Raw genomic sequence first — 22,924 nt, 5'->3', positions numbered from 1 at the left:
GACCGTGTCATGCTTCTGTGAGCGTTCACAGTAGAGAAACATCTCGGACACTTGTCAATGGTTGTTGCTGTGCGGTTATGTTGGGCTCGCACCGCCGCCGCTGTGTGTGCACGTTCCCAGATGATCGACCCAACGGGAGAGATCCATGCCGGAGACCACCCCCACTGGCCTCACCAGGCTCGCCTTCGGTGGGGACTACAACCCCGAGCAGTGGCCGGAAGACGTCTGGCACGAGGACGTCCGGCTGATGCGCGAGGCCGGCGTCACGATGGTGAGTGTCGGGATCTTCTCCTGGGCCCTGCTGGAGACCGAACCGGGGGTTTACGACTTCGCCTGGCTCGACCGTCTGCTCGACCTCCTCCACGACAACGGCATCCGCGTCGACCTCGGCACCCCCACCGTCGTCCCGCCCGTCTGGTTCTACCGCGAGCACCCCGAGGCGCTGCCCGTGGCCGCCGACGGCACCTGTTACGAGTTCGGCTCCCGGGGCGCCATCTGCCACAGCAACGCCGACTACCGCGCCGCCGCCGCGACCATCACCACGAAGCTCGCCGAGCGCTACGCCGACCACCCGGGGCTCGCCCTGTGGCACGTGCACAACGAGTACGGCGTCCCCGTCTCCGCCTGCTACTGCGACTCCTGCGCCGCGCACTTCCGCCGCTGGCTGGAGCGCGTGTACGGCGACGTCGAGGCCGTCAACGAGGCCTGGGGCACGGCCTTCTGGGGCCAGCACTACACCGACTTCGCGCAGATCAACCCGCCACGCGTGACCCCCACGGTGGGCAACCCGGGCCAGGCCCTCGACTACAAGCGGTTCGCCGACGAGACCATCCGCGAGAACTTCGTGACCGAGCGGGACATCCTGCACCGCCTGGCTCCGGGCATCCCGGTCACCACCAACTTCATGACCGCGCTCAGCCAGTGCGACTCCCTCGACTACTGGGCCTGGGGCCGCGAGGTCGACCTCGTCACCAACGACCACTACCTGATCACCGACGGCCGCCGCACCCATGTCAACCTGGCCATGGCCGCCGACCTCACCCGCTCGGTCGGCGACGGCGCCCCCTGGCTGCTCCTGGAGCACTCCACCTCGGGTGTCAACTGGCAGGCCCGCAACCCCGCCAAGGCCCCCGGCCAGATGGCCCGCAACTCCCTCGCCCATGTGGCGCGCGGCTCCGACGGCGCGATGTTCTTCCAGTGGCGGCAGTCCCGGCGCGGCGCCGAGAAGTTCCACTCGGCGATGCTGCCGCAGGCCGGCACCGAGTCGCGGGTCTGGCGCGAGGTCGTCGAACTGGGCGCCTCCCTGGACTCCCTCAGCCAGGTCCGTGGCAGCAGGACCGTCGCCGACGTGGCCGTCGTGTGGGACTGGCACTCCTGGTGGGCGCAGAACCTCGCCTGGCGTCCCAGCGAGGACCACGAGGCCCGCGAACGCGCCGACGCGTTCTACGAGACCCTCTACGACCGCCACCTCACGGTGGACTTCGCCCACCCGGAAGCCGACTTGTCGGCCTATCGTCTTGTCGTCGTTCCCGCGCTGTACCTGATGACCGAAGCGGCCGGGAACAACCTCAAGGCGTACGTCGAGAACGGCGGCACCCTCGTCGTCTCCTACTTCTCGGGCATCGTCGACGAGCACGACGCCGTCCACGAGGGCCCGTACCCCGGCGCCCTGCGGGACGTGCTCGGCCTGACCGTCGAGGAGTTCTCGCCGCTGCTGGGCGGGGAGAGCGTCCGCATCACCGGCCCCGACGGCTCCGAACTCACCGGCGACGTGTGGACGGAGTTCGTGGTGCCGCAGGGCGCCGAACCCGTATGGACGTACGCCGACGGCCTCACCGCCGGGCGGCCCGCCGTCACCAGGCACCGGCTCGGCGAGGGCTCCGCCTGGTACGTGTCCACCCGCCTCGACGCGCACGGCCTGGACGCGCTGCTCGGCTGGGCCGCCGACGACGCCGGCCTCGCGCCCCGCGGCGACCTGCCGCGCGACGTCGAAGTGGTGCGTCGCGCGGGGGAGTCCGGCGACTTCCTCTTCGCGATCAACCACACCACGGCCGACACGAAGGTGCCGCTCGACACCGACGGCACCGAACTCCTCACCGGCGAACGCGCGGCGGGCCATCTCGCCGTCCCCGCCGGTGGCGTCAGGGTCGTACGCCTCGACGCCTGACCACCCCCGAACACCGGTCGGATCTCTGGGGACTTCCGGCCGGTACCGGCGGCGCCGCGCCCACGGCCTTCGGGTGCGGCGCCGCCTCAGCACCGCGCAACCAGGTCCCCACCTTCGTCGAAGGGACGACGATGTTCCACGCGAGACGCGCCCTCAGGGCCCTGCTCATACCGCTGTTCGCAGGTCTGGCGCTGACCACCCTGCCCGCCGGCCCGGCAGCCGCGGCCTCCACCCTCACCAACGGGGGCTTCGAGTCCGGCGGCACCGGAACCGCGACGCCGGCCGGCTGGTCGACGTACTCGGCGGCCGGGCAGAACTCCGCCTCCTTCACCGAGTCCGGTGGCCACGGCGGCAGTTACCGCCTCAGCCACTGGTCGGCCTCGGCCTACAAGGTGGAGACCTACCAGTACCTGTCCGGCCTGACCAACGGCACCTACAAGCTCACCGCGTGGGTGCGTTCCGGCGGCGGCCAGAACTCCGCGTACCTCGCGCTCAAGAACTGCGGCAGCGCCGAGCAGCGCACCGACATCCCGGTCTCCGCCGGCGGCTGGATCCGGATCGTCACCTCCGTCGCGGTGACGAACAACCAGTGCACCATCAGCGTCAACTCCGACGCCAACGCCGGCAATTGGCTCAACGTCGACGACCTGACCTTCGCGCCCGGATCGACCGGCCTGGCCATCAAGGGATCGGACGTGTCCTCCCTCGTCAAGAGCGAGGCCAAGGGAGGCGTCTACAGGAACGGCTCCGGGGCCACCGGCGACGCGCTCGCCATCCTGAAGAACGCCGGGCAGAACTACGCCCGCGTCAAGGTCTGGGTGAACCCGGCCGACGGCTACAACAACAAGGCGCGCGTGCTGGCCGCCGCCAAGCGCGTCAAGGCGCAGGGCATGAAGCTGCTGGTCGACTTCCACTACTCGGACACCTGGGCCGACCCCGGCGCCCAGACCGTGCCGTCCGCGTGGACCGGGCACAGCTACAGCCAGTTGCGGACGGACGTCTACAACCACACCCACGACGTGCTCAACGCCCTCAAGTCCCAGGGCACCACCGCCGACATGGTCCAGGTCGGCAACGAGATCAACGGCGGCATGCTCTGGTCCGCCGGCTCCACCTCCAACTGGTCACAGCTCGCCGGACTGCTCAACTCCGGCTACGACGCGGTCAAGGCCGTCAACTCCACCACCCAGGTGGCGCTGCACCTCGCCAAGGGCGGCGACCTGTCGGGCACCCGCTGGTGGTTCGACAACGCCGTCTCGGGCGGTGTGAAGTTCGACGTCATCGGCCTGTCGTACTACGGGTACTGGCACGGCACGCTGGCGGACTTCCAGACCACGCTGGACGACGCGGCCTCCCGGTACGGCAAGCCGGTGTTCCTCGCCGAGACGGCCTACCCGTTCCGGCTGGACAGCGAGGACGCCCACGAGAACATCATCGACCTGTCCGGCGAACTGGTCTCCGGCTACCCGGCCACGACCGCCGGCCAGACCCGGTGGATGAAGGACGTCGCGAGCATCGTCGAGGCCGTCCCCAACGGCCGTGGCCTCGGCATCTTCTACTGGGAGTCGACGTGGACCGCCGTCGCGGGCAACGGCTGGGACCCGACGGACGCCGCCTCCGGGAACGGATGGGAGAACCAGGCGCTGTTCGGCTATGACGACAGGGCGCTTCCGGCGATGGCCTGGTTCGGTCACCGGTAGTGGTCCGCCGCTGAGTCAGGGCCGCACGCCTCGGCGTGCGGCCCTTCGGCCGTTCAGTCGCCGGCCGTGCCCAGGAAGCCGTGGAGCGAGGCGGTCATGGCGGCGACGAAGGCGTCCCGGACCGGCTCGGGCACACGGTCCAGGGAGAGGTAGGGGTTGAGGTCCTCCAGCTCCACCAGGAGGAGGTCGCCGTCCCGGGTACGGCACGCGTCCACCCGCTGGATGCCGTGGTCGAGGGTGTTCCAGTCGACGAAGCGCCGGGCGAAGGCGAGATCGGCCGCCGAGGCCTCGTAGGGTTCCAGGACCCAGCGGCGGTCGGGGTCCGGCGCGTACAGGGCGTACTGGAAGGTGTCGTCGACGTAGTAGAAGGACACCTCGTAGCGGAAGTCGACGCGTGGCTGCACCAGGTCGTCGCCCCAGGTCAGGCCCGCCAGTTCGGCACCGGTCACGAAGCGCAGACCGATCGAGTCCGCGCCCGCCCTCGGCTTGACGGCGTACCTGTCGGACGCGGGCAGCCGCCCCCGGTTCTCGGCCCTGTCGACGGTCGGGATGACCGGGTACCCGGCCTCGGTCAGGTCCAGCAGGTACTGCTTGCCGACCATGTCGGCGCGGCCGGTCAGCGGGTTGTAGACGGGGGTGCCCAGTGCCGTCGCCCGCGCGCGGAAGGCGTCGTACGCCTCCTGGTGGTGCAGGACGGGCCCGCTGTTGCGGACCACGACCGCGTCGAAGCCGTCCAGCAGGGCCGCGGCGTCCAGGGGGTGGCACAGGGCGAGGTCGAAGTCCGCGCGCAGCCGGGAGGTGAGGAAGACGTCCTCGTCGCAGTAGCGCCGCCCGCGGGCCGGATAGGCGAGGTCGGTGACGTACAGCAGGCGGGGGCGGGCGGGCACGGCACTCTCCCTGGTCGGTGACGGCCAACTTAACCCGAGGTCACCTGGGGCGGCCCGGCCGCCTGCCAGGATGGACCGGCGGGGCAGCGGGCGGACACCAGGAGGCGGACATGACGGGCGTGGCGGGCGGCACGGACTCACGGGGCGCCGGACTCCGGGCGACGGCGTATGTCGGGATCGGCGGGCGCGGACCCGAGGACGTGATCGTCGACGAGCGCGGACGGGTGCTGACCGGGGTGGAGGACGGACGCGTCCTGCGGGTGGACGGGCTCGCGGAACCGGGGCGGGCGCGGGTCGTGACGGTCGCCGAGACCGGTGGCCGGCCGCTCGGTCTCGAACTCCTCCCGGACGGCGACCTGTTGGTGTGTGACGCCGAGCGGGGGCTGCTGCGGGTCACCGCCGGCGACGGCACCGTCCGGGTGCTCGCCGACGAGGCGGGCGGCGAGCGGCTGCGGTTCTGCAGCAATGTCGTGGCGCTCTCCGACGGGACCGTGTACTTCACTGTCTCCAGCCGCCGCTACCCCCTTGACCAGTGGATCGGTGACATCGTCGAACACACCGGGACCGGGCGGCTGCTGCGCCTCGCGCCGGGCGAGAGGACTCCCGAAGTCGTCCTGGAGGGGCTCCAGTTCGCCAACGGCCTCGCGCCCTCCGCCGACGAGTCCTACCTGGTGGTCGCGCAGACGGGCGCCCGCCGGCTGACGCGCGTCCACCTCACCGGGGCGCGGGCGGGCACGAGCGAGCCGTTCGTCGAGGATCTGCCGGGTACCCCCGACAACATGTGGCGCGGGCCCGACGGGCTGATGTGGGTGGCGTTGGCGGGACCGCGCATCGGTGCTCTCGACCGTCTGCACCGCGCGGGCCCCGCCGTGCGGCGGGCCGCGAGCCGGGTCGCGGTGCGGGCGCCGTTCCGGCCGCTCGGGTTCGCCGGGGTCGTCGCGGTCGACGACCAGGGGCACGTCGTCCACACCCTCGTCGATCGCCGGTCCCGCTACCGCATGGTCACCGCCGCCTGCGTCGCCGACGGACGGCTGATCCTCGGGAGCCTGTGGGAGCGGGGCGTCGCGGTGTGCGAGCTGCCAGCGAAGGCGGCCTGAGGGCGACCGCAGGTCCACGGCCCGGGGGAGCGCCGACGCGGCCCGGGGGAGCGCCGACGCGGCCCGGGGGCCCGCGGCGCCGGCCGGGTGCGGGGCGAAGTTCGGCCGCGTTAGGCTGGTGACCGGCCGCGATCGCCCTCGCGGCGCGGCGGTGGGGCCCGCCGTACCCGAACCGCGGCACCGTGCCGCCAACGGTCCCTGCTTGCGACGGAGCGCGCCCGGCGGACGCCGGGCCCCGGCGAGTAGGAGAGACGCGCACCCATGGCGGTACCGCACCCCGACGGACCCGAAGCCCCCCGATCGCTCGCGCCGGACGGGGCCGAGCCCGCGCTGTCCCCCGACGCCCCCGTGGCCGATCCGCCCCGTCCCGCCCCCTGGCACGGGCAGGCACCCGTGGTCGCGGTCGTGGCGGCCGGCGGCGGCATCGGCGCGACGGCACGCTACGGCGCGTCCCTCCTGTGGCCCACGGGCCCGGCCGGCTTTCCCTGGACCACGTTCTGGGTGAACGTCGCCGGCTGCTTCGTGATCGGCCTGTTCATGATCGTGATCACGGAGGGGCGGCCCGTCCACCGTCTGGTCCGGCCGTTCTTCGGCACGGGAGTCCTCGGCGGCTTCACCACCTTCTCGACGTACGCCGTCGACATCCAGCGCCTGATGGAGGAGGGCCGTCCCGGCACCGCCCTCGCCTACCTCGCCGCGACCCTCCTCGCCGCCCTCGCGGCGGTTTGGCTCGCGGCTGCCACGGCCCGCCGCCTGCTGCGGACCGGACCCGCCGCGACCCGTGAGAAAGGTAAGAGGTCGTCGTGAACTGGGTGCTCGTCATCGTCGGCGGAATGATCGGCGCGCCCCTGCGCTATCTCACCGACCGTGCCGTGCAGGCGCGGCACGCCACGGCCTTCCCCTGGGGGACGTTCGCCGTCAATGTCGTCGGGTCGCTGGTCCTCGGCACCCTCACCGGCGCCGTAGCGGCCGGCGCCGCCGACTCCCACCTGCGGCTTCTGCTCGGCACCGGGCTGTGCGGGGCGCTCACCACGTACTCGACCTTCTCGTACGAGACCCTGCGGCTGGCCCAGGACGGCGCCCGTCCGCTCGCCGTCGCCAATGTGGTCGCGAGCGTGACGGCGGGCCTGGGCGCGGTCTTCGTGGGGCTGGCGGTGGCGCGGGCTCTCTGGGCCTGAGCGCGGCCCTTACCCGGCTGTAGTACGACTGCCTCGGCGCGATCACGGTCGCAGTGACCCCGTGCCCGGTCCCACCTGAGCCATGCCCCCGTCAGCCATGCCCCCGTCAGGCATGCCCTCGCCGAGCAGAACTGGACCCCATGAGCACCATCAGCGTCGGTCAGGCCGTCGTCCTCGGAGCGGTGGAGGGGGTGACGGAGTTCCTGCCGGTGTCCTCCACCGGGCATCTGAAGATCACCGAAGGGCTCATGGGGATCCAGGTCGACGACAAGGCCGTCGTCGGGTTCTCGGCGGTGATCCAGGTCGGCGCGATCGCGGCGGTGCTCGTCTACTTCCGGCGGGACATCGCGCGGATCGGTTCCGCCTGGTTCCGGGGGATCCGCCATGCGGGGGAGAGGCAGGACCGTGACTACCGGTTCGCGTGGTGGGTGATCGCGGCGACGATCCCGATCGTGCTCGTGGGGCTCGCCGCCCGGTCGCTCATCGAGGGGCCGCTCGCCTCGCTGTGGGTGGTGGCCGGTTCGCTGATCGTCGGCAGCGGTGTGATGTGGGTCGCGGAACAGGTGGGCAGGCGCCGGCGCGCGGAGGAGGACACCCGGTTCCGGGACGCGATGCTCGTCGGCGGTTCGCAGATCCTCGCTTTGCTCTTCCCCGGCTTCTCCCGCTCCGGCGCCACCATGTCCACCGCGCTGCTGCTCGACCTCGACCGGGTCGCGGCGACCCGGCTCTCCTTCTTCCTCGGCATACCGGCCCTGACCGGCGCGGGCCTCTACGAGCTGAAGGACGCCCTCGGCGCGGGGGTGGGCGCGGCTCCGCTGATCGCCGGAACCGTCGTCTCGTTCGCGGTCGCGTACGCCTCCGTCGCGTGGCTCCTGAAATTCGTGACCCGGCACTCCTTCAACGTGTTCGTCGCCTACCGGATCGTCGTCGGGGTGCTCCTCTTCGGGCTGCTCGGCGCGGGCGGGCTGAGCTGACCGGCTCGAAGATCGAATCCCTGACCTCTTGACAGCCCCCTTCCGTCACCCGCAGGATCACCCCCGTGAACCTGTCAGACAGCCAGACAGGTGGCTCGGCACCCCGGCGCGTCAGCGCCATGGAAGCGGTGCTCACCCACCTCCGCGACGCCATCGAGCGCGGCAAGTACGCCATCGGGGACAAGCTCCCCTCGGAGGCGGAGCTGTGCCGGCAGCTCGAAGTGAGCCGTCCGGTGCTCCGCGAGGCGCTCCGCGCGCTCCAGGTGATGGGCCTGACCCAGTCCCGCACCGGCAAGGGCACCTTCGTGATCGCGAACGCCGTCGAGGACCCCACCTTCGGTGACTTCACGGCCAGCGACCTGCTGGAGGTGCGCCGGCACGTGGAGATCCCGGTCGCCGGGTACGCGGCGGTGCGGCGCACCCCGGAGAACCTGGACCACCTGGCCCATCTGCTGGACCGGATGGAGCGGGAGACCGACACCACCGCCTGGGTCGCGATGGACTCCCTCTTCCACCTGGCCGTGGCCGAGGCCGCCCAGAACCCGGTGTTCCGCCGGGTGATCGAGGAGATCCGGGACGCGCTGGCCCGCCAGTCGGCCTTCCTCAACGAGCTGGGCGGCCGGCGCGAGCAGTCCAACCGCGAGCACCGGGCCATCGTCGAGGCGCTGATCGACGGTTCCGAACACGACGCGGTGGAGGCCATGTCCCACCACCTCGACCGCGTCGAGACCACCCTCACCGACATCGTGCGTCCCCCGCGCACGGAGAGTTCCACGGAAGGCGGACCCGAGGCGTGAGCGAGCAGTCCCTCGACAAAGACGTCGTACAGAGCAGGACGTCCCCGGCCCACGTCGACGCCGGAGACGCCGGCTACAGCAAGTCCCTGAAGTCCCGCCACGTCAACATGATCGCCATCGGCGGAGCGATCGGCACCGGCCTGTTCCTCGGCGCCGGCGGCCGTCTCGTCGACGCCGGCCCGTCCCTCTTCATCGCCTACGCGGTCTGCGGAGTCTTCGCCTTCCTCGTCGTCCGCGCCCTCGGCGAACTGGTCCTGTACCGGCCCTCCTCCGGCGCCTTCGTGTCCTACGCCCGGGAGTTCCTCGGCGAGAAGGGCGCGTACACGGCCGGCTGGATGTACTTCCTGAACTGGGCCACCACCGGTATCGCCGACATCACCGCGGTCGCCCTCTACACCCACTACTGGGGCATGTTCTCCGACATCCCCCAGTGGGTGATCGCGCTCGTCGCCCTCGGGGTCGTCCTCGCCGTGAACCTGATCTCGGTGAAGATGTTCGGCGAACTGGAGTTCTGGTTCGCGATCATCAAGGTCGGCGCACTCGTCACCTTCATGCTGATCGGCATCTTCCTGCTGGTGACCCAGCAGCCCGTCGACGGCCACACCCCCGGCCCGTCCCTGATCACCGACAACGGCGGCATCTTCCCCAACGGTCTGCTGCCCATGCTGCTGATCATCCAGGGTGTCGTCTTCGCCTACGCCTCCGTCGAACTGGTCGGCGTCGCGGCGGGCGAGACCGAGAACCCCGAGAAGATCATGCCGAAGGCGATCAACTCGATCATGTGGCGCGTCGGTCTGTTCTACGTCGGCTCCGTCCTGCTCCTCGCGATGCTGCTGCCCTGGTCCTCGTACAAGGCCGGCGAGAGCCCCTTCGTCACGGTGCTCTCCAACATCGGCGTCCCGGCGGCCGGCGGCATCATGAACCTGGTCGTGATGACCGCGGCCATGTCCTCGCTCAACTCGGGCCTGTACTCCACCGGCCGCATCCTGCGCTCCATGGCGATGGCGGGCTCCGCCCCGAAGTTCACCGGCGTGATGAGCCGCAACCAGGTCCCCTACGGCGGCATCCTGCTCACCAGCGGTATCTGCGTGCTCGGCGTCGGGCTGAACTTCGTGGTCCCCGCGGACGCGTTCGAGATCGTGCTCAACTTCGCCGCGATCGGCATCATCTGCACCTGGGGCATGATCATGATCTGTCACCTGGTGTTCTGGCAGAAGACCGAGAAGGGCGAGCTGACCCGGCCGAGCTACCGGCTGCCGGGCTCCCCGTGGACCGAACTGGTGACCCTGTTCTTCCTGGCCTCGGTCCTCGTCCTGATGTACGCGGACGGCGGCGCGGGCCGCACGACCGTGCTGTGCCTCCCCCTCATCGTGTTGGCGCTGATCGCGGGATGGTTCGGCGTGCGTCGCCGGGTCGCCCAGCAGTCGGCCGGAGTGAAGAAGTGATTCAGGCAGTGACGTACGACCCCACGACCACCGGCGCCGCGGCGATCCCTGCGTCTCCGGTGGCCGCGGCCCCCGCGATCCGGGAACCGCTCCACGCCCCCGTCGCCCACCTCGTACGCGGAGGTGTCATCGAGGGCATCCACTACGGCTCCGTCGTGGTGCTGGGCGCCGACGGGGAGGTGGAACTCCAACTCGGCGACATCGAGGCGGCGTTCTACCCCCGGTCGGCGCTCAAGCCGGTCCAGGCCGTGGCGATGCTGCGCGCCGGACTGCCGCTGGACGGCGCGCTGCTGTCCCTGACCGCGGCCAGCCACTCCGGCGAGGAACGCCACCTCGCCGGAGCCCGGCAGATCCTGGAGCTGGCCGGGGCGACCGAGGACGACCTGCGCAACGTCACCGACATGCCGTACGACCCGGCTGTGCGGGACGCGTGGATACGCGAGGGGAGGCAGCCCTCCCGGCTCGCGCAGAACTGCTCCGGCAAGCACGCGGCCATGCTGTACACCTGTCGGCTCAACGGCTGGTCCCTGGAGACCTACCTCGACCCGGCCCACCCGTTGCAGCAGGCCATCGCCGAGATCGTCGAGGATCTCACCGGGCAGGCCATCGCCCAGGTGACCGTCGACGGCTGCGGCGCCCCTCTCTTCTCCGTCTCCCTGCACGGCCTGGCCCGCGCCCTCGCCCGGATCACCACCGCCGCCGAGGGCACGCCCGAGCGGACGGTCGCCGACGCCATGCGCGCGCACCCCGAGATGGCGTCCGGGGCCGGACGCGACGTGGCCGAGCTGATGCGGGCCGTGCCCGGACTGCTCACCAAGGACGGTTTCGAGGGCGTCCAGGCCGCCGCTCTCCCGGACGGCCGGGCCGTCGCCGTGAAGATCGCCGACGGCGCGAACCGGGCGCGGGTGCCGGTGACGGCGGCGGCGCTCGTGCGGGCCGGGGTCGCGCCCGAGGCTCTCGTCGACTTCGCGGGTGAGGTTCTGCTCGGGGGTGGGCGTGCGGTCGGTCGTGTCAGTGCGGTCCGGGCGTTGGATCCGATGCCGCGTCTGCCCTGACGGTCGGGGGCGTTGTCGGCTTCCGGCCCGGTGGGGCTTCTCGCGCAGTTCCCCGCGCCCCTGAAAAAGCGGGGCTGCGCCCCTGCTTTTCGGCCCGAAAGGGCCGCAGGCCCGTCAGGGCCTGCGGCCCTCAAGGGGCGCGGGGAACTGCGCGAGAAGCCCCCACGCACCCGCCCGCACCCGGCAACCCACCCAACGACCCGCTCACCCACCCACCCGCACGTCACGAAAGAAGGCTCCCACCACCATGACCGCCGCCGCAGCGACCCGCAGTGAGCACGATCTGCTCGGAGACCGTGACGTCCCCGCCGACGCGTACTGGGGCGTCCACACCCTGCGCGCCACGGAGAACTTCCCCATCACCGGCACCCCGATCTCCGCCTACCCGCACCTGATCGACGCCCTGGCCGCCGTGAAGGAGGCCGCCGCCCGCGCCAACGAGGAACTGGGTCTGCTCGCCCCCGAGAAGGCCGCCGCCATCGTCGAGGCCTGCCGGGAGATCCGTGACGGCAAGCTGCACGACCAGTTCGTCGTCGACGTGATCCAGGGCGGCGCCGGCACCTCCACCAACATGAACGCCAACGAGGTCATCGCCAACCGGGCGCTGGAACTGCTGGGCCACGCCAGGGGCGAGTACGGGCACCTGCACCCCAACGAGGACGTCAACCTCGGCCAGTCCACCAACGACGTCTATCCGACCGCCGTGAAGATCGCGACCGTCTACGCCGTGCGCGAGCTGCTCCGGGCGATGGCGGTGCTCCAGGACTCCTTCGCCCGCAAGGCGGTCGAGTTCCGTGACGTGCTGAAGATGGGACGCACCCAGCTCCAGGACGCGGTGCCCATGACGCTGGGCCAGGAGTTCTCGTCGTACGCCGTCATGCTGGACGAGGACCGGTCCCGTCTCGCGGAGGCCGTGAAGCTGGTCCACGAGATCAACCTCGGGGCGACCGCCATCGGTACCGGCCTCAACGCCCCCGCCGGATACGCCGAGTCGGCCCGCCGCCACCTCGCCGCTATCACCGGACTGCCGCTGGTCACCGCCGCCAACCTGGTCGAGGCCACCCAGGACTGCGGCGCGTTCGTGCAGATGTCGGGTGTGCTCAAGCGGGTCGCGGTGAAGCTCTCCAAGACCTGCAACGACCTGCGGCTGCTGTCCTCCGGCCCGCGCGCGGGCCTGAACGAGATCAACCTGCCGCCGGTGCAGGCCGGTTCGTCGATCATGCCCGGCAAGGTCAACCCGGTCATCCCCGAGGTCGTCAACCAGGTCGCCTTCGAGGTCATCGGCAATGACGTCGCCATCACCATGGCCGCCGAGGCCGGGCAGCTCCAGCTCAACGCCTTCGAACCGATCATCCTGCACTCCCTGTCGGAGTCCCTCACCCATCTGCGGGCCGCCTGCCTGACGCTGGCCGAGCGGTGCGTGGACGGCATCACCGCCAACACCGAGGCGCTGCGCGCGAGCGTGGAGAACTCCATCGGCCTGGTGACCGCCCTCAACCCGTACATCGGCTACTCGGCGGCCACCGACATCGCCAAGGAGGCCCTCGCCACCGGCCGGGGCGTGGCCGAACTCGTCCAGGAGAAGGGCCTGCTGCCCGCCGAACGGCTCCGGGAACTGCTGCGGCCCGAGGTGCTCGCGGGCAGCGGCACCCCCCTCGTCTGATGGGGGCGCCCACCTACCAGGCGGTGCTGGAACGCATCGCCGAGGAGATCGAACGGACCCCGGGCCGCGGTCGGCCGGCCGACTACATCCCGGCTCTCGCGGCCCGCGATCCGCGCCGCTTCGGCATGGCCGTCGCGGAACTCGACGGCTCGGTGTACGGCGTGGGGGACTGGCGCGAGCCGTTCTCCACGCAGTCCATCACCAAGGTCTTCACCCTCGCCCTCGACCTGGCCCGCGAGGGTGACGCCCTCTGGGAGCACGTGGGCCGCGAGCCCTCCGGCAACCCCTTCAACTCCCTGGTCCAGCTGGAGTACGAGAGCGGCATCCCGCGCAACCCGTTCATCAACGCGGGCGCGCTCGTCGTCACCGACCGACTCCACACCCGTACCGGCGACGCGGCCGGTGAGCTGCTCTCCTTCCTGCGGTCGGAGAGCGGGAACCCGGACCTGGACTTCGACACGGAGATCGCCGCCTCCGAAACGGCCCACGGCGACCGCAACGCGGCGCTCGCCCACTTCATGGCGTCGTACGGCAACATCGACAACCCCGTACCCGCCCTCCTCGACCAGTACTTCCGCCAGTGTTCCCTCACGGCCTCCTGCGCCGACCTCGCCCTCGCGTCCACCTTCCTGGCCCGCCACGGAGTCCGCGCCGACGGCACCCGGCTCCTGACGCGCAGCCAGGCCAAACAGGTCAACGCCGTGATGCTCACCTGCGGGACCTACGACGCGGCCGGGGAGTTCGCCTACCGCGTCGGCCTGCCCGGCAAGAGCGGTGTGGGCGGCGGGATCATCGCCGTCGTCCCGGGCCGCTGCGGGCTGTGCGTGTGGAGTCCGGGACTGGACGAGCGGGGCAACTCGGTGGCGGGAGTGGCGGCGCTGGACCGGTTCACGACCCTGACGGGACTGTCCGTGTTCTGAACCCCGACCGGTATCTGCCGACCTGACCGGCCGGGGCGCCCTCATGGTCACGTCCCGGTACCCGTCAGGAAGGCGCCGCGTCGTCTCCGCGCCACCCGGTGTCGGCACGCTGAACGCGTGTTGGCCATCGCTTTCCCCGTCGACCTCCGCCGCTGCCAGGCGCTCGGCCTGGCCGGAACCGCCTTCCTCGCCCTGGGGGGTGAGACCGCCGGCGCCCTGCCGGTCCAGGACCTCCTCGCGCCGACCTCCGGACGCGGCGCGCTGGGTCTGGTCGGCGTCTACTTCGGCGTCGTCCTGCTGACCGCCGCCTGGGCACTGCTGGGGAAGGTGATCCGAGGCCCCGAACCGCCGACCCCGCGCGCCCTGCTCCTCGTGCTGGCCGTCTGGGCGGCACCCCTGCTGCTCGCACCGCCGCTGTTCAGCCGGGACGTCTACAGCTACCTCGCCCAGGGCGCCATGGTCGACGCGCACATGGACGTCTACCTGCACGGACCCGCCCGGCTCGGCGGCCCGCTCGCCGACGAGGTGGCCCCGATGTGGCAGCACACCGCGACCCCGTACGGCCCCGTCTTCCTCGCCGTGGCCTCCGCACTGTCCGGCCTCACCGAGGGGCGGGTACCGGCCGGCCTCATCGGGATGCGTCTGATCGCGCTGCTCGGGGTGGCCCTGATGGCCGTGGCGCTGCCCCGCCTGGCCCGGCACGGCGGAGCCGACCCGGCCGTCGCCCTCTGGCTGGGCGCGCTCAACCCGCTCGTACTCCTGCACCTGGTGGCCGGGGCCCACAACGACGCGCTGATGCTGGGGCTGCTCGGCGTCGGACTGGCGCTCGCGCGGGGCCGCTGGTTCCTCCTCGGCGTCGTCCTCGTCACTCTCGCCGCGCTGGTCAAGGCACCCGCCGCGCTCGGCCTGCCGGCGGTCGTCATGATGCGCGGCCGCTCCGGCCGGCTGCGCACGACCGCCGCGGCACTGGCCGTCGCGACGGCCACCACGGCCGCCGTCACCGCCCTGACCGGCACCGGATACGGCTGGATCGCCGCCCTGCGCACCCCGGTCTCCCCGCAGAACTGGTCGCCCACCAGCGTCCTCGGCCGCGCCACCGGCACCCTGCTGCACGACCTCGGCAGCGACCTGGCCCCCCTCGCCCTCCCGGCCTGGCGCACGGCCGGACTGCTGCTGACCCTCGCCGTCGTGCTGTTCGTCTGGCTCCGGCTGAGACCCGGCCCGGTGTACGCGCTCGGCCTCAGCCTGGCGGCGGTGGCCGCGCTGGGCCCGGCCGTCCGCCCCTGGTACGCGCTGTGGGGGCTGTTCCTCATCGCCGCGGCCGCCCGGGACGTGTCCGTGCAGCGCCGGGCCGTGGCCGTCAGCGGGGTGCTCGCGCTCGTCGTCCTGCCGAGCGGCTACGCGGCGGACACCGAGCAGATCGTGCTGGCGGTGTGCGGGGGAGTGCTCGCGCTGGTCGTGCTGTGGCAGGCGGAACTGGGCTCCCGCGCACCGGTCCTGGGGCGTACGGCATGAGCGAACCGCGACACCCGAGCCACGGGCCGCGCTCCGATCGCGCCCGCCTCCTCCTCGTCCTCGCGTCGGCCGTCGCGATCACCGTGTTCACCGCGACCGTCCCGCTGCTGCGCGACTGGTTCGACCTGCGCGTCTACCACGGTGCCATCGATTCCTGGGTCCATCACGACGGCCGTCTCTACGACTACGTGGTGCCGGGGACGACCTACGGCTTCACCTATCCGCCGTTCGCGGCCGTCGCGATGCTCCCGATGGCAGTGACCGGCCTGCGCACGGCGATCGCGCTGTGCCTGGCGCTGAATCTGGCGGCGCTCGCGGCCGTCCTGTACGTGCTGGCCGGGCCGCTGGCGCGCCGCCACGGCTGGTTCGGTATCTCGCTGGCCCTCTGCGCGCTCGCCCTGTTCGAGCCGCTGCGCGACACCTTCAGCTTCGGCCAGGTGAACCTCGTGCTGCTGGCCCTGGTGCTCACCGACGCCTGGCTGCTGGCCACCGGCCGGGGCCGCTGGGCGGGTGTCGGCATCGGCCTGGCGGCGGCGGTCAAACTGACCCCCGCGATCTTCATCGTTCTGCTGCTGCTCGCCCGGCGGTGGCGGGCCGCCGGGCTCGCGACCGCCGTCGCCGCGGCCGCCACCGCGGCGGCGGCCTGGATCGCCCCGGCCGCCTCGCGCTTCTACTGGACCGAGGCCCTGTGGGACACCGGCCGCATCGGCCGCCTGGACTACGTCTCCAACCAGTCGCTGCAAGGAGTCCTGGCCCGGCTCGCTGCCCCGCACGAACCGAGCCGCGCCCTCTGGGTGTTCCTCGTGCTGGTGGTGCTGTGCGTGTGGGTGTGGCGGGTCCGCGCGGCCGTACGCACCGAGGACTGGACGGCCGCGTTCGCCCTCACCGGGCTGACCGCGTGTCTGGTCAGCCCGATCACCTGGGTGCACCATCTGGTCTGGCTGCTGCCGTCCTTCGCCGTCCTGCTGGGACACCGCCGGCTGCTGCCGCTCACGGCGGCGCTGTACGCGGTGCTGTGCAGCAGCGTCGTGTGGCTGTGGTTCGACGACGCGTCGGGACTCGGCGGCTTCGTCGGCAGCAACACCTATGTGTGGATCACGCTGGGACTGCTGCTGTGGCTGCCGGTCGGTCAGCCCCGGGGGAGCCGGCCGTTCCTGAGCCGCAGGGCCAGTGCCACGGACGCGGCGCCGAGTCCGGCCGCGCCGGTGATCGCGCCCGCCAGCGGCCAGCCGGGGTCGGTGACCGCGTCCTTCTCCTCGCGGACGGATAGCGGCCCGGGGCCGGCCTGAGGAGCCGCCGCCGGGCGCGGTGGAAGCAGCGACCCCACGGCGTCGACGCGCCCGGCGGCCCGGAAACCCCAGTCGAGCAGGGAGCGTGCCTCCTCGTATACGGCGTGGCCGCCGCCCGACTCGGGGCGCATCACCGTCACCACCAGGGTGCGGCCGCCCCGCTTCGCGGCGGCGATCAGGGTGTTGCCCGCGTTGGTGGTGTAGCCGTTCTTGACGCCGATCAGCCCGGGATAGCGCTCGACCCCGGCACCGGTGAGCAGCCGGTTGGTGTTCTGGATGCCGTACGACCAGTTGCCCGCGGGGAACTTCGCGGTGGCCGTGGCGCAGTACCCGGCGAACTCCGCGTTGCGCAGCCCGGCCCGCCCGAACACCGCCAGGTCGTAGGCGGAGGACACCTGGCCGGGGGCGTCGTACCCGTCGGGCGAGACGACACGGGTGTCCCGGGCGCCCAGGGCGCGGGCCTTGTCCTGCATCTGCCGGGCGGTGGCCTTCCAGCCGCCGTTGAGGGACGCCAGGACGCGTACGGCGTCGTTGCCCGAGCTGAGGAAGACCCCGCGCCACAGATCGGCGACGGTGTACGTGCGGTTCTCCTTGATACCGACCAGGCTGCTCCCGGCGCCGATGCCCGCCAGTTCCTCGCTCTCGACGGTGTGTCTCAGGCCCGCCGGCAGCCCCGGCAGCACGGTCAGGGCGAACAGGGTCTTCAGTGTGCTCGCGGGCGGCAGTCTGCGGTGCGCGTCGTGCGCGGCGAGCACGTCGCCGCTGTCGGCGTCGGCCACCAGCCACGACACCGCGGAGATGTCCTGCGGCGCCCGGGGCGCTCCGGCCCGTGGCCGCACCTGTGTCCCCCGCCGGAACAGTGACGGCGTCTCCTGCGCGGCCTTGGCGTCCGGCCGGTCCGTCCCTGCCGGACGCCCGGCCTCTTCCGGGTTCGTCACGGCGGCCAGGGTTCCGAGCGCACAGACGGCCGAGAGGCAGACGGCGACACGGGCAAGATGGGGGACACGGGCAAGCCGGAGGACACGGGATGAGAATCCGATGGTCATACCGCAAACGTAGGAATAGGCGTGTCCGACTCCGGGATGCCAGGGCCGAGCGCACGGACGGAGCACCCGGATGCCTCATGTCATGCCGCCGGCAGCGTGGGCTGCACCTGCCGCAGGAAGGTCGCGTTGTCCGGGGTGGCGCGCATCCGCTCCAGGAGGGTTTCGAGGTTCGCCTGCCCCTCGCGCGGGCGCAGGGCCCGCCGCAGCCCGCGCAGGGCCGTCAACTCCCCCGGTGTCAGCAGGAGTTCCTCGCGGCGGGTGCCGGAGGGGGTGATGTCGACGGCGGGGAAGACGCGCCGGTCCGCCAGGGCGCGGTCGAGACGGAGTTCCATGTTGCCGGTGCCCTTGAGCTCCTCGAAGAAGAAGTCGTCCGCGCGGGACCCGGTCTCCACCAGGGCGGTGGCCAGGATCGTGAGGGAACCGGCCTCCTCGGTCAGCCGGGCGGCGCCGAACAGCCGCTTGGGGCCGTGCAGAGCGGCGGCGTCGACCCCACCGCTGAGCGTGCGCCCACCGGCGGCGGCCGCGTTGTTGTGCGCCCGGCACAGCCGGGTCAGCGAGTCCAGCAGGATCACGACGTCCTCGCCCTGCTCGACGAGCCGCTTGGCGCGCTCCACGACCAGTTCGGCGAGCGCGATGTGCTGCTTGGGGGACCGGTCGAACGTCGACGCGAACACCTCGCCCCGCACGGAGCGCCGCATGTCGGTCACCTCCTCGGGCCGTTCGTCGAGGAGCACCACCATCAGACGGGCCTGCGGATGATTGGCGGCGATCGCGGCGGCCACCTGCTGGAGCAGTACCGTCTTGCCGGTCCTGGGCGGGGCCACGATCAGCCCCCGCTGCCCCTTGCCCACGGGGGCCACCAGGTCGACCAGACGGCCCGTCAGTCCGCTCGCCGGGTGCTCGAACCGCAGCCGCTCGCGCGGGTGCAGCGGGGTGAGGTCGTGGAAGTGCGGGCGGCGGCGCAGCTCCTCGGGCGTACGGCCGTTGATCCGTTCGACCTCGGTGAGGCCGCGCCGGCCGTCGCGTACGCCCTCGACGGTGTCGCCCCTGCGCAGCCCGTGACGGCGGATCAGCGCGGCGGGGACCTGCGGGTCGGCGGGGCCCGGCAGTCCGCTGTCGACGCGCAGGTGGCCCTGCCCGCCCTGAGCGATCTCCAGGACGCCGGTGACCCGGGCGGGAGGCCGCGGGTCGGTGGAAGTGCGTTCGAGTGTGGTGGTGGTCATGAGTGGGTGTCCTTTCGAGGACATGGGAGACGCGTGAGAGAGAGGGGGAGGGCACACACCCGGGTTACGGCTGAGCCGTTGGCGGCCACGCGTGAGAGGCGGACCGTGTGTCATGGGCGGTGCGGGAAAGCTGACGGCGTCGGGAATCGACGGGCGGTTCAGCGGAAGTGATCTCAGGATCTGAGAGAGCGGCACCGGCGCCCCAGAGGAGGCGATACACGTGTGCCAAGGACAGAGTACCACCATCGGTGGCCGCGCGTCGGGGAGTTCCTTACCGATGGCTTACCCGTGGCCGGTGAACTGATCTCGCGGAGCCCTCGTACACATGGGGGCACCGCCAGCGGTCTTCGCACGGAAGGAACGTCGCGTGTCGCTCTTCACGCGCTCCAGCCCCTCACCCGACACGGACAGCACCGACGACACGGACGGGACGAGCGGGCCGTCGACCGCTGACCCCACGGCCGACCCCACGGCCGACCCCACGGCCGACCCCACGGTCGACCCGGCGGTCGACCCGGCGCCCTCGGACGCTCCCGCCGCCGACGGTCCGCCGAAGACCGGCGGACCGGTGCGCCGGTGGCGAAGGCACCGCGCGGCGTTCCGGGAGAGGTACCCGCTCGCCGCACGCGGTCTGTCCTCGGCGGTCACCGCGCTGGCCGCCGCCCTGGTGTTCTTCGCGCTCCTCATGCCGGGCAAGGCCGAGTACTTCGAGGCGCGGCAGTTCCTGCGCATACCGGTGGAGCCCATCCTCGCCGCCGCCCTGCTGATGGTGCTGCCGCGCCGGCCGAGGCGGGTGGGAGCGGTGGTCATCGGGGTGGGTCTGGCCGCACTGGTGGTCGTGAAGGCGCTGGACATCGGCTTCAACCAATTCCTCGGCCGCGGCTTCAACGTGATCCTTGACTGGGGTCTGCTCGACGACGCCGAGTCGTACGTACAGGACACCCTCGGTCCCACGGGCGCGCGGGCCGCCGTGCTCGGGCTGATGGCCCTCGTGCTGCTGCTGTTCGTCGTCATGGCGCTGGCGGTGGTGCGGCTCGCGAACCTGCTGGTGCGCGACCGGGACCGGGCCACGAAAGGCACCATCGTCGCCGGGACCGTGTGGATCACCTGCGCCGCGCTCGGCCTGACACCCATCGAGAACACCGCGGTCGCCTCCCGAAGCACCATCGGGTTCGTGCAGGACCGTTGGGGCCGGGTCCAGGAGACTCTCCGGGACGAGGCCGCGTTCGCCGAGGAGGTCAAGAAGGACAAGTTCGCCGACGTGCCCGTCGAACGGCTGCTGACCGGGCTGCGCGGCAAGGACGTCATGATCGCCTTCATCGAGAGCTACGGCCGCGCCGCCCTCCAGGACCCGGCCATCGCACCCGGCGTGAACGGCGCCCTCGACGAGGAGGGCGAGGCGCTCACCAAGGCCGGGTTCGCGGCGAGGAGCGGCTGGCTGACCTCCGCGACGTACGGCGGCAGCAGTTGGCTCGGCCACTCCACGTTCCTCACCGGCCTGTGGATCGACAACCAGAGCCGCTACCGCACGGTCACCGCCGGCGACCGCCTCACCCTGCCCGGGGCCTTCGGCAGGACAGGCGCCTGGCGGACGGTCGGGGTGGTGCCCGGCGTCCGGTACAACTGGCCGGAAGGCGACTTCTACGGCTTCGACAAGGTCTACGACTCCCGTGATGTCGGCTACCGGGGGCCGAAGTTCAGCTGGTCGACCATGCCCGACCAGTACGCGCTCACCGCGTTTCAGCGCCTGGAGGCCGCCAAGAAGGAGAAGGGCGACAAGCCGCTGATGTCGGAGATCATCCTGACCTCCAGCCACCAGCCGTGGGCGCCGCTGCCGAAGATGGTCGGCTGGGACGAGGTCGGTGACGGCTCCGTCTACAAGGACATCGAGAAGGCCGGCAAGGACCCGGCCGACGTGTTCACCGACCCCGTCAAGGTGAAGGAGGAGTACGGCAAGTCCGTCCAGTACTCGCTGCACAGCCTCCTGCAGTACATCGAGAAGTACGGCGACAAGAACTCCGTGCTGGTCTTCCTCGGCGACCACCAGCCCATGGCGAGGGTCAGCGGCGACGGCGCGAGTCATGACGTCCCGGTCACCATCGTCGCCCACGATCCGAAGGTCCTCGACAGGATCGACGACTGGGGCTGGTCCGACGGACTGCGGCCCGGCGACGACGCCCCGGTCTGGCGCATGGACTCCTTCCGCGACCGCTTCCTCACCGCGTACGGCGAGGAGCCGGAGCCGGCCGGCGCGCCCGCGCCGTAGAGGTCCGCACCACGAGTGCGGCTGCCCGGCACGGGGGACCGGGCAGCCGCTCCGGCGGCTGTCAGCGAAGCTCGAAGACGCCGTAGCCGAAGCCCTGGGCGGTGATCGTGCCGTCCGCGACCTCCACGCCCCGCGCCTCCAGGGGGGCGTGGACAGCGAACTCGTACGGGCAACTCGCCGTGTGCTGCTGCGGGTTGACGACCACCAGGTACCGGCCGCCCCGGACGTACACGAACGGGTACCCCGTGTGCAGCACCTCCACCGACCCGCCGGAGCCCAGCTCGGGGGTGCGCCCGCGCAGGGCGATCAGGCGGCGTACGAGATGGAGGAGCGAGGTGTCGTCGGCGCGCTGGGCGGCGACGTCCGGGCGGTCGGGGGAGGGGTCGACAGGGAGATAGAGGCGGTCGGCGGGGGCGGTGGAGAACCCCGTGTTCGGGGTGCCGTCCCACTGCATGGGCGTGCGGGAGCCCGCCCGGTTGTAGCGGGGGCCGAGGACGCTGCCCTCCTTGTCCGGCAGGCCCGGGACGTAGCGCATGCCGATCTCGTCGCCGTAGTAGATCGCCGGGAGTGCCGGCCAGGTCAGCTGGAAGGTGAACGCGGCGGGGAGCTGTTCGGCGTCGCGGGGGCCGCAGTTGAGACGGGAGAAGTCGTGGTTGGCGGTGGGCAGGGAGATCGAGCCCGCGCGGCCGACCGCCGCGTTCGCCTGCTGCCATGCCTCGACGAAGGGGCGCGGCGAGCCGTGGCCGCTCGCGTCGAAGAAGCAGTCCAGCGGGTCCCAGTTCTCGTGGACCGTGCCTTCGCCGTTGTTCCACAGCGAGCGCAGGGCGAGGCCGTCGGTGGGGCCGCCGAAATGGAGGAAGAAATCGGCGTGGAAGCCGGCCGGGACCGACACCTCGGGCTCGCCCCACTCGGCGAGCAGCACGGCGTCCGGGTGGGCGGCGTCCAGCCAGTGCCGCAGCTCCGTCCAGAGGCGGGAGGTCTCGGCCCTGTCCGGGTCGTCCTTGACGAGTGAGGCGGCCATGTCCACCCGGAAGCCGGCCAGGCCGAGGCTCAGCCAGTGATCCATGATCGCGCGGAGGGCGTGACGGTTGGCGCGCGGGCCGTCGGCGTCGACCGGCAGCCGCCACGGCTCGGCCGGATTCCCGCGCGCGTAACCGAAGTTGAGGGCGGGCTGGGAGTCGAAGAAGTTGGGGAGATAGGCTCCCGGGCGGCTGCCGGGGGAGGGCACGAAGCCTTCGGGACGCCCCTCGGACGTCCAGATGTAGCGGTGGTCGTCCGGATCGTCGGCGGCGGCCCGGAACCACGGGTGGTCGACGGAGGTGTGGCCGGCGACGAGGTCCAGCAGGATCCGGATGCCCCGGCGGCCCGCCTCGTCGACGAGCGTCGCCAGGTCGTCGTTCGAGCCGTAGCGCGGGGCGACGTTCAGATAGTCGGCGACGTCGTATCCGGCGTCGCGGAACGGCGAGACGAAGCAGGGGTTCAGCCAGACGGTGTCGACACCCAGCCAGGAGAGATGGTCGAGGTGCGCGGTGATCCCCGCGAAGTCCCCGATGCCGTCCCCGTCGGAGTCGGCGAAGGACTGCGGATAGATCTGGTAGAAGACGGCGTCGGCCAGCCAGGTCGGGGCGGGACGGAACGAAGTCATGTCACGGACCTTAGGCGAGAGCACACGCCCGCCGCTGCCCCGAGTCAGGGCCTAAGC

At 71.8% G+C, this 22,924-nt stretch carries 17 protein-coding genes and 1 pseudogene; 14 read left to right on the top strand and 4 right to left on the bottom strand.

The annotated features are described in order from the left end of the window. Positions 1–145: 145 nt before the first annotated feature. Both ACWCRJ_RS41030 and ACWCRJ_RS41025 read left to right on the top strand, forming a co-directional pair. A complete protein-coding gene (locus ACWCRJ_RS41030) occupies positions 146–2,167 on the top strand; it encodes a beta-galactosidase (protein WP_450944073.1) in 2,022 nt (673 codons plus the stop codon). 131 nt (positions 2,168–2,298) lie between these two features. Then, complete coding sequence (locus ACWCRJ_RS41025) at positions 2,299–3,867, top strand: glycosyl hydrolase 53 family protein (RefSeq protein WP_450944072.1); 1,569 nt, start codon at positions 2,299–2,301, stop codon at positions 3,865–3,867. Positions 3,868–3,920: 53 nt separating this feature from the next. Here the strand turns inward: ACWCRJ_RS41025 and ACWCRJ_RS41020 are convergent, their stop codons facing one another. Next, positions 3,921–4,754 carry a hypothetical protein gene (locus ACWCRJ_RS41020; protein WP_450944071.1) on the bottom strand — a complete coding sequence of 278 codons (834 nt, stop codon included), beginning with the start codon at positions 4,752–4,754 and terminating at the stop codon, positions 3,921–3,923. Between the two features lie 110 nt (positions 4,755–4,864). On the opposite strand from ACWCRJ_RS41020, the gene ACWCRJ_RS41015 reads away from it, so the two are divergent. The 11 genes and pseudogenes from ACWCRJ_RS41015 to ACWCRJ_RS40965 form a co-directional block, all read left to right on the top strand. Beyond that, the gene (locus tag ACWCRJ_RS41015; protein WP_450944070.1) at positions 4,865–5,851 is read left to right on the top strand and encodes an SMP-30/gluconolactonase/LRE family protein; all 987 of its coding nucleotides are present in this window, start codon (positions 4,865–4,867) and stop codon (positions 5,849–5,851) included. Between the two features lie 261 nt (positions 5,852–6,112). Continuing rightward, on the top strand, positions 6,113–6,658 hold the full coding sequence (crcB, locus tag ACWCRJ_RS41010; RefSeq protein ID WP_450944069.1) for a fluoride efflux transporter CrcB: 546 nt from the start codon (positions 6,113–6,115) through the stop codon (positions 6,656–6,658). Further along, complete coding sequence (gene crcB / locus ACWCRJ_RS41005; protein ID WP_450944068.1) at positions 6,655–7,029, top strand: fluoride efflux transporter CrcB; 375 nt, start codon at positions 6,655–6,657, stop codon at positions 7,027–7,029. Before crcB (ACWCRJ_RS41010) ends, crcB (ACWCRJ_RS41005) begins: the two co-directional genes overlap by 4 nt. Before the next feature lie 140 nt (positions 7,030–7,169). Further along, on the top strand, positions 7,170–8,003 hold the full coding sequence (locus ACWCRJ_RS41000) for an undecaprenyl-diphosphate phosphatase (RefSeq protein ID WP_097250941.1): 834 nt from the start codon (positions 7,170–7,172) through the stop codon (positions 8,001–8,003). 65 nt (positions 8,004–8,068) lie between these two features. Continuing rightward, complete coding sequence (locus ACWCRJ_RS40995; RefSeq protein ID WP_097250942.1) at positions 8,069–8,800, top strand: FadR/GntR family transcriptional regulator; 732 nt, start codon at positions 8,069–8,071, stop codon at positions 8,798–8,800. Continuing rightward, positions 8,797–10,245: an amino acid permease gene (locus ACWCRJ_RS40990; protein ID WP_450944067.1), complete on the top strand. Its 1,449-nt coding sequence runs from the start codon at positions 8,797–8,799 to the stop codon at positions 10,243–10,245. Before ACWCRJ_RS40995 ends, ACWCRJ_RS40990 begins: the two co-directional genes overlap by 4 nt. Positions 10,246–10,253: 8 nt before the next feature. Next, positions 10,254–11,300 carry an asparaginase gene (locus ACWCRJ_RS40985; RefSeq protein ID WP_450944085.1) on the top strand — a complete coding sequence of 349 codons (1,047 nt, stop codon included), beginning with the start codon at positions 10,254–10,256 and terminating at the stop codon, positions 11,298–11,300. Between the two features lie 247 nt (positions 11,301–11,547). Next, entirely contained in the window at positions 11,548–12,963 is a 1,416-nt protein-coding gene (gene aspA, locus ACWCRJ_RS40980; protein ID WP_450944066.1) for an aspartate ammonia-lyase, read from the top strand. Next, the gene (locus ACWCRJ_RS40975) at positions 12,963–13,883 is read left to right on the top strand and encodes a glutaminase (protein ID WP_450944065.1); all 921 of its coding nucleotides are present in this window, start codon (positions 12,963–12,965) and stop codon (positions 13,881–13,883) included. Before aspA ends, ACWCRJ_RS40975 begins: the two co-directional genes overlap by 1 nt. A 126-nt stretch (positions 13,884–14,009) precedes the next feature. Continuing rightward, on the top strand, positions 14,010–15,398 hold the full coding sequence (mptB, locus tag ACWCRJ_RS40970) for a polyprenol phosphomannose-dependent alpha 1,6 mannosyltransferase MptB (protein ID WP_450944084.1): 1,389 nt from the start codon (positions 14,010–14,012) through the stop codon (positions 15,396–15,398). Beyond that, positions 15,395–16,637: pseudogene (locus tag ACWCRJ_RS40965) on the top strand (glycosyltransferase 87 family protein); the annotation flags it as partial. The gene mptB and the pseudogene ACWCRJ_RS40965, both read left to right, overlap by 4 nt. On the opposite strand, the gene ACWCRJ_RS40960 reads toward ACWCRJ_RS40965, so the two are convergent. Beyond that, positions 16,528–17,733, bottom strand: coding sequence for a D-alanyl-D-alanine carboxypeptidase family protein (locus tag ACWCRJ_RS40960; RefSeq protein WP_450944064.1), 1,206 nt, complete (start codon positions 17,731–17,733; stop codon positions 16,528–16,530). The pseudogene ACWCRJ_RS40965 and the gene ACWCRJ_RS40960 overlap by 110 nt on opposite strands. Before the next feature lie 80 nt (positions 17,734–17,813). Continuing rightward, the gene (gene rho, locus ACWCRJ_RS40955) at positions 17,814–18,956 is read right to left on the bottom strand and encodes a transcription termination factor Rho (RefSeq protein ID WP_450944063.1); all 1,143 of its coding nucleotides are present in this window, start codon (positions 18,954–18,956) and stop codon (positions 17,814–17,816) included. Between the two features lie 367 nt (positions 18,957–19,323). On the opposite strand from rho, the gene ACWCRJ_RS40950 reads away from it, so the two are divergent. Continuing rightward, positions 19,324–21,222, top strand: coding sequence for a sulfatase (locus ACWCRJ_RS40950; protein ID WP_450944062.1), 1,899 nt, complete (start codon positions 19,324–19,326; stop codon positions 21,220–21,222). Positions 21,223–21,283: 61 nt separating this feature from the next. Here the strand turns inward: ACWCRJ_RS40950 and ACWCRJ_RS40945 are convergent, their stop codons facing one another. Then, positions 21,284–22,867, bottom strand: a complete 1,584-nt coding sequence (locus tag ACWCRJ_RS40945; RefSeq protein ID WP_450944061.1) for an alpha-amylase family glycosyl hydrolase — start codon at positions 22,865–22,867, stop codon at positions 21,284–21,286. Positions 22,868–22,924 lie beyond the last annotated feature (57 nt).

The organism is Streptomyces sp. NPDC002324, assembly GCF_053593335.1.
The sequence above is the reverse complement of the archived record's forward strand: the minus strand, read 5'-3'. Positions and strand labels throughout refer to the sequence as shown.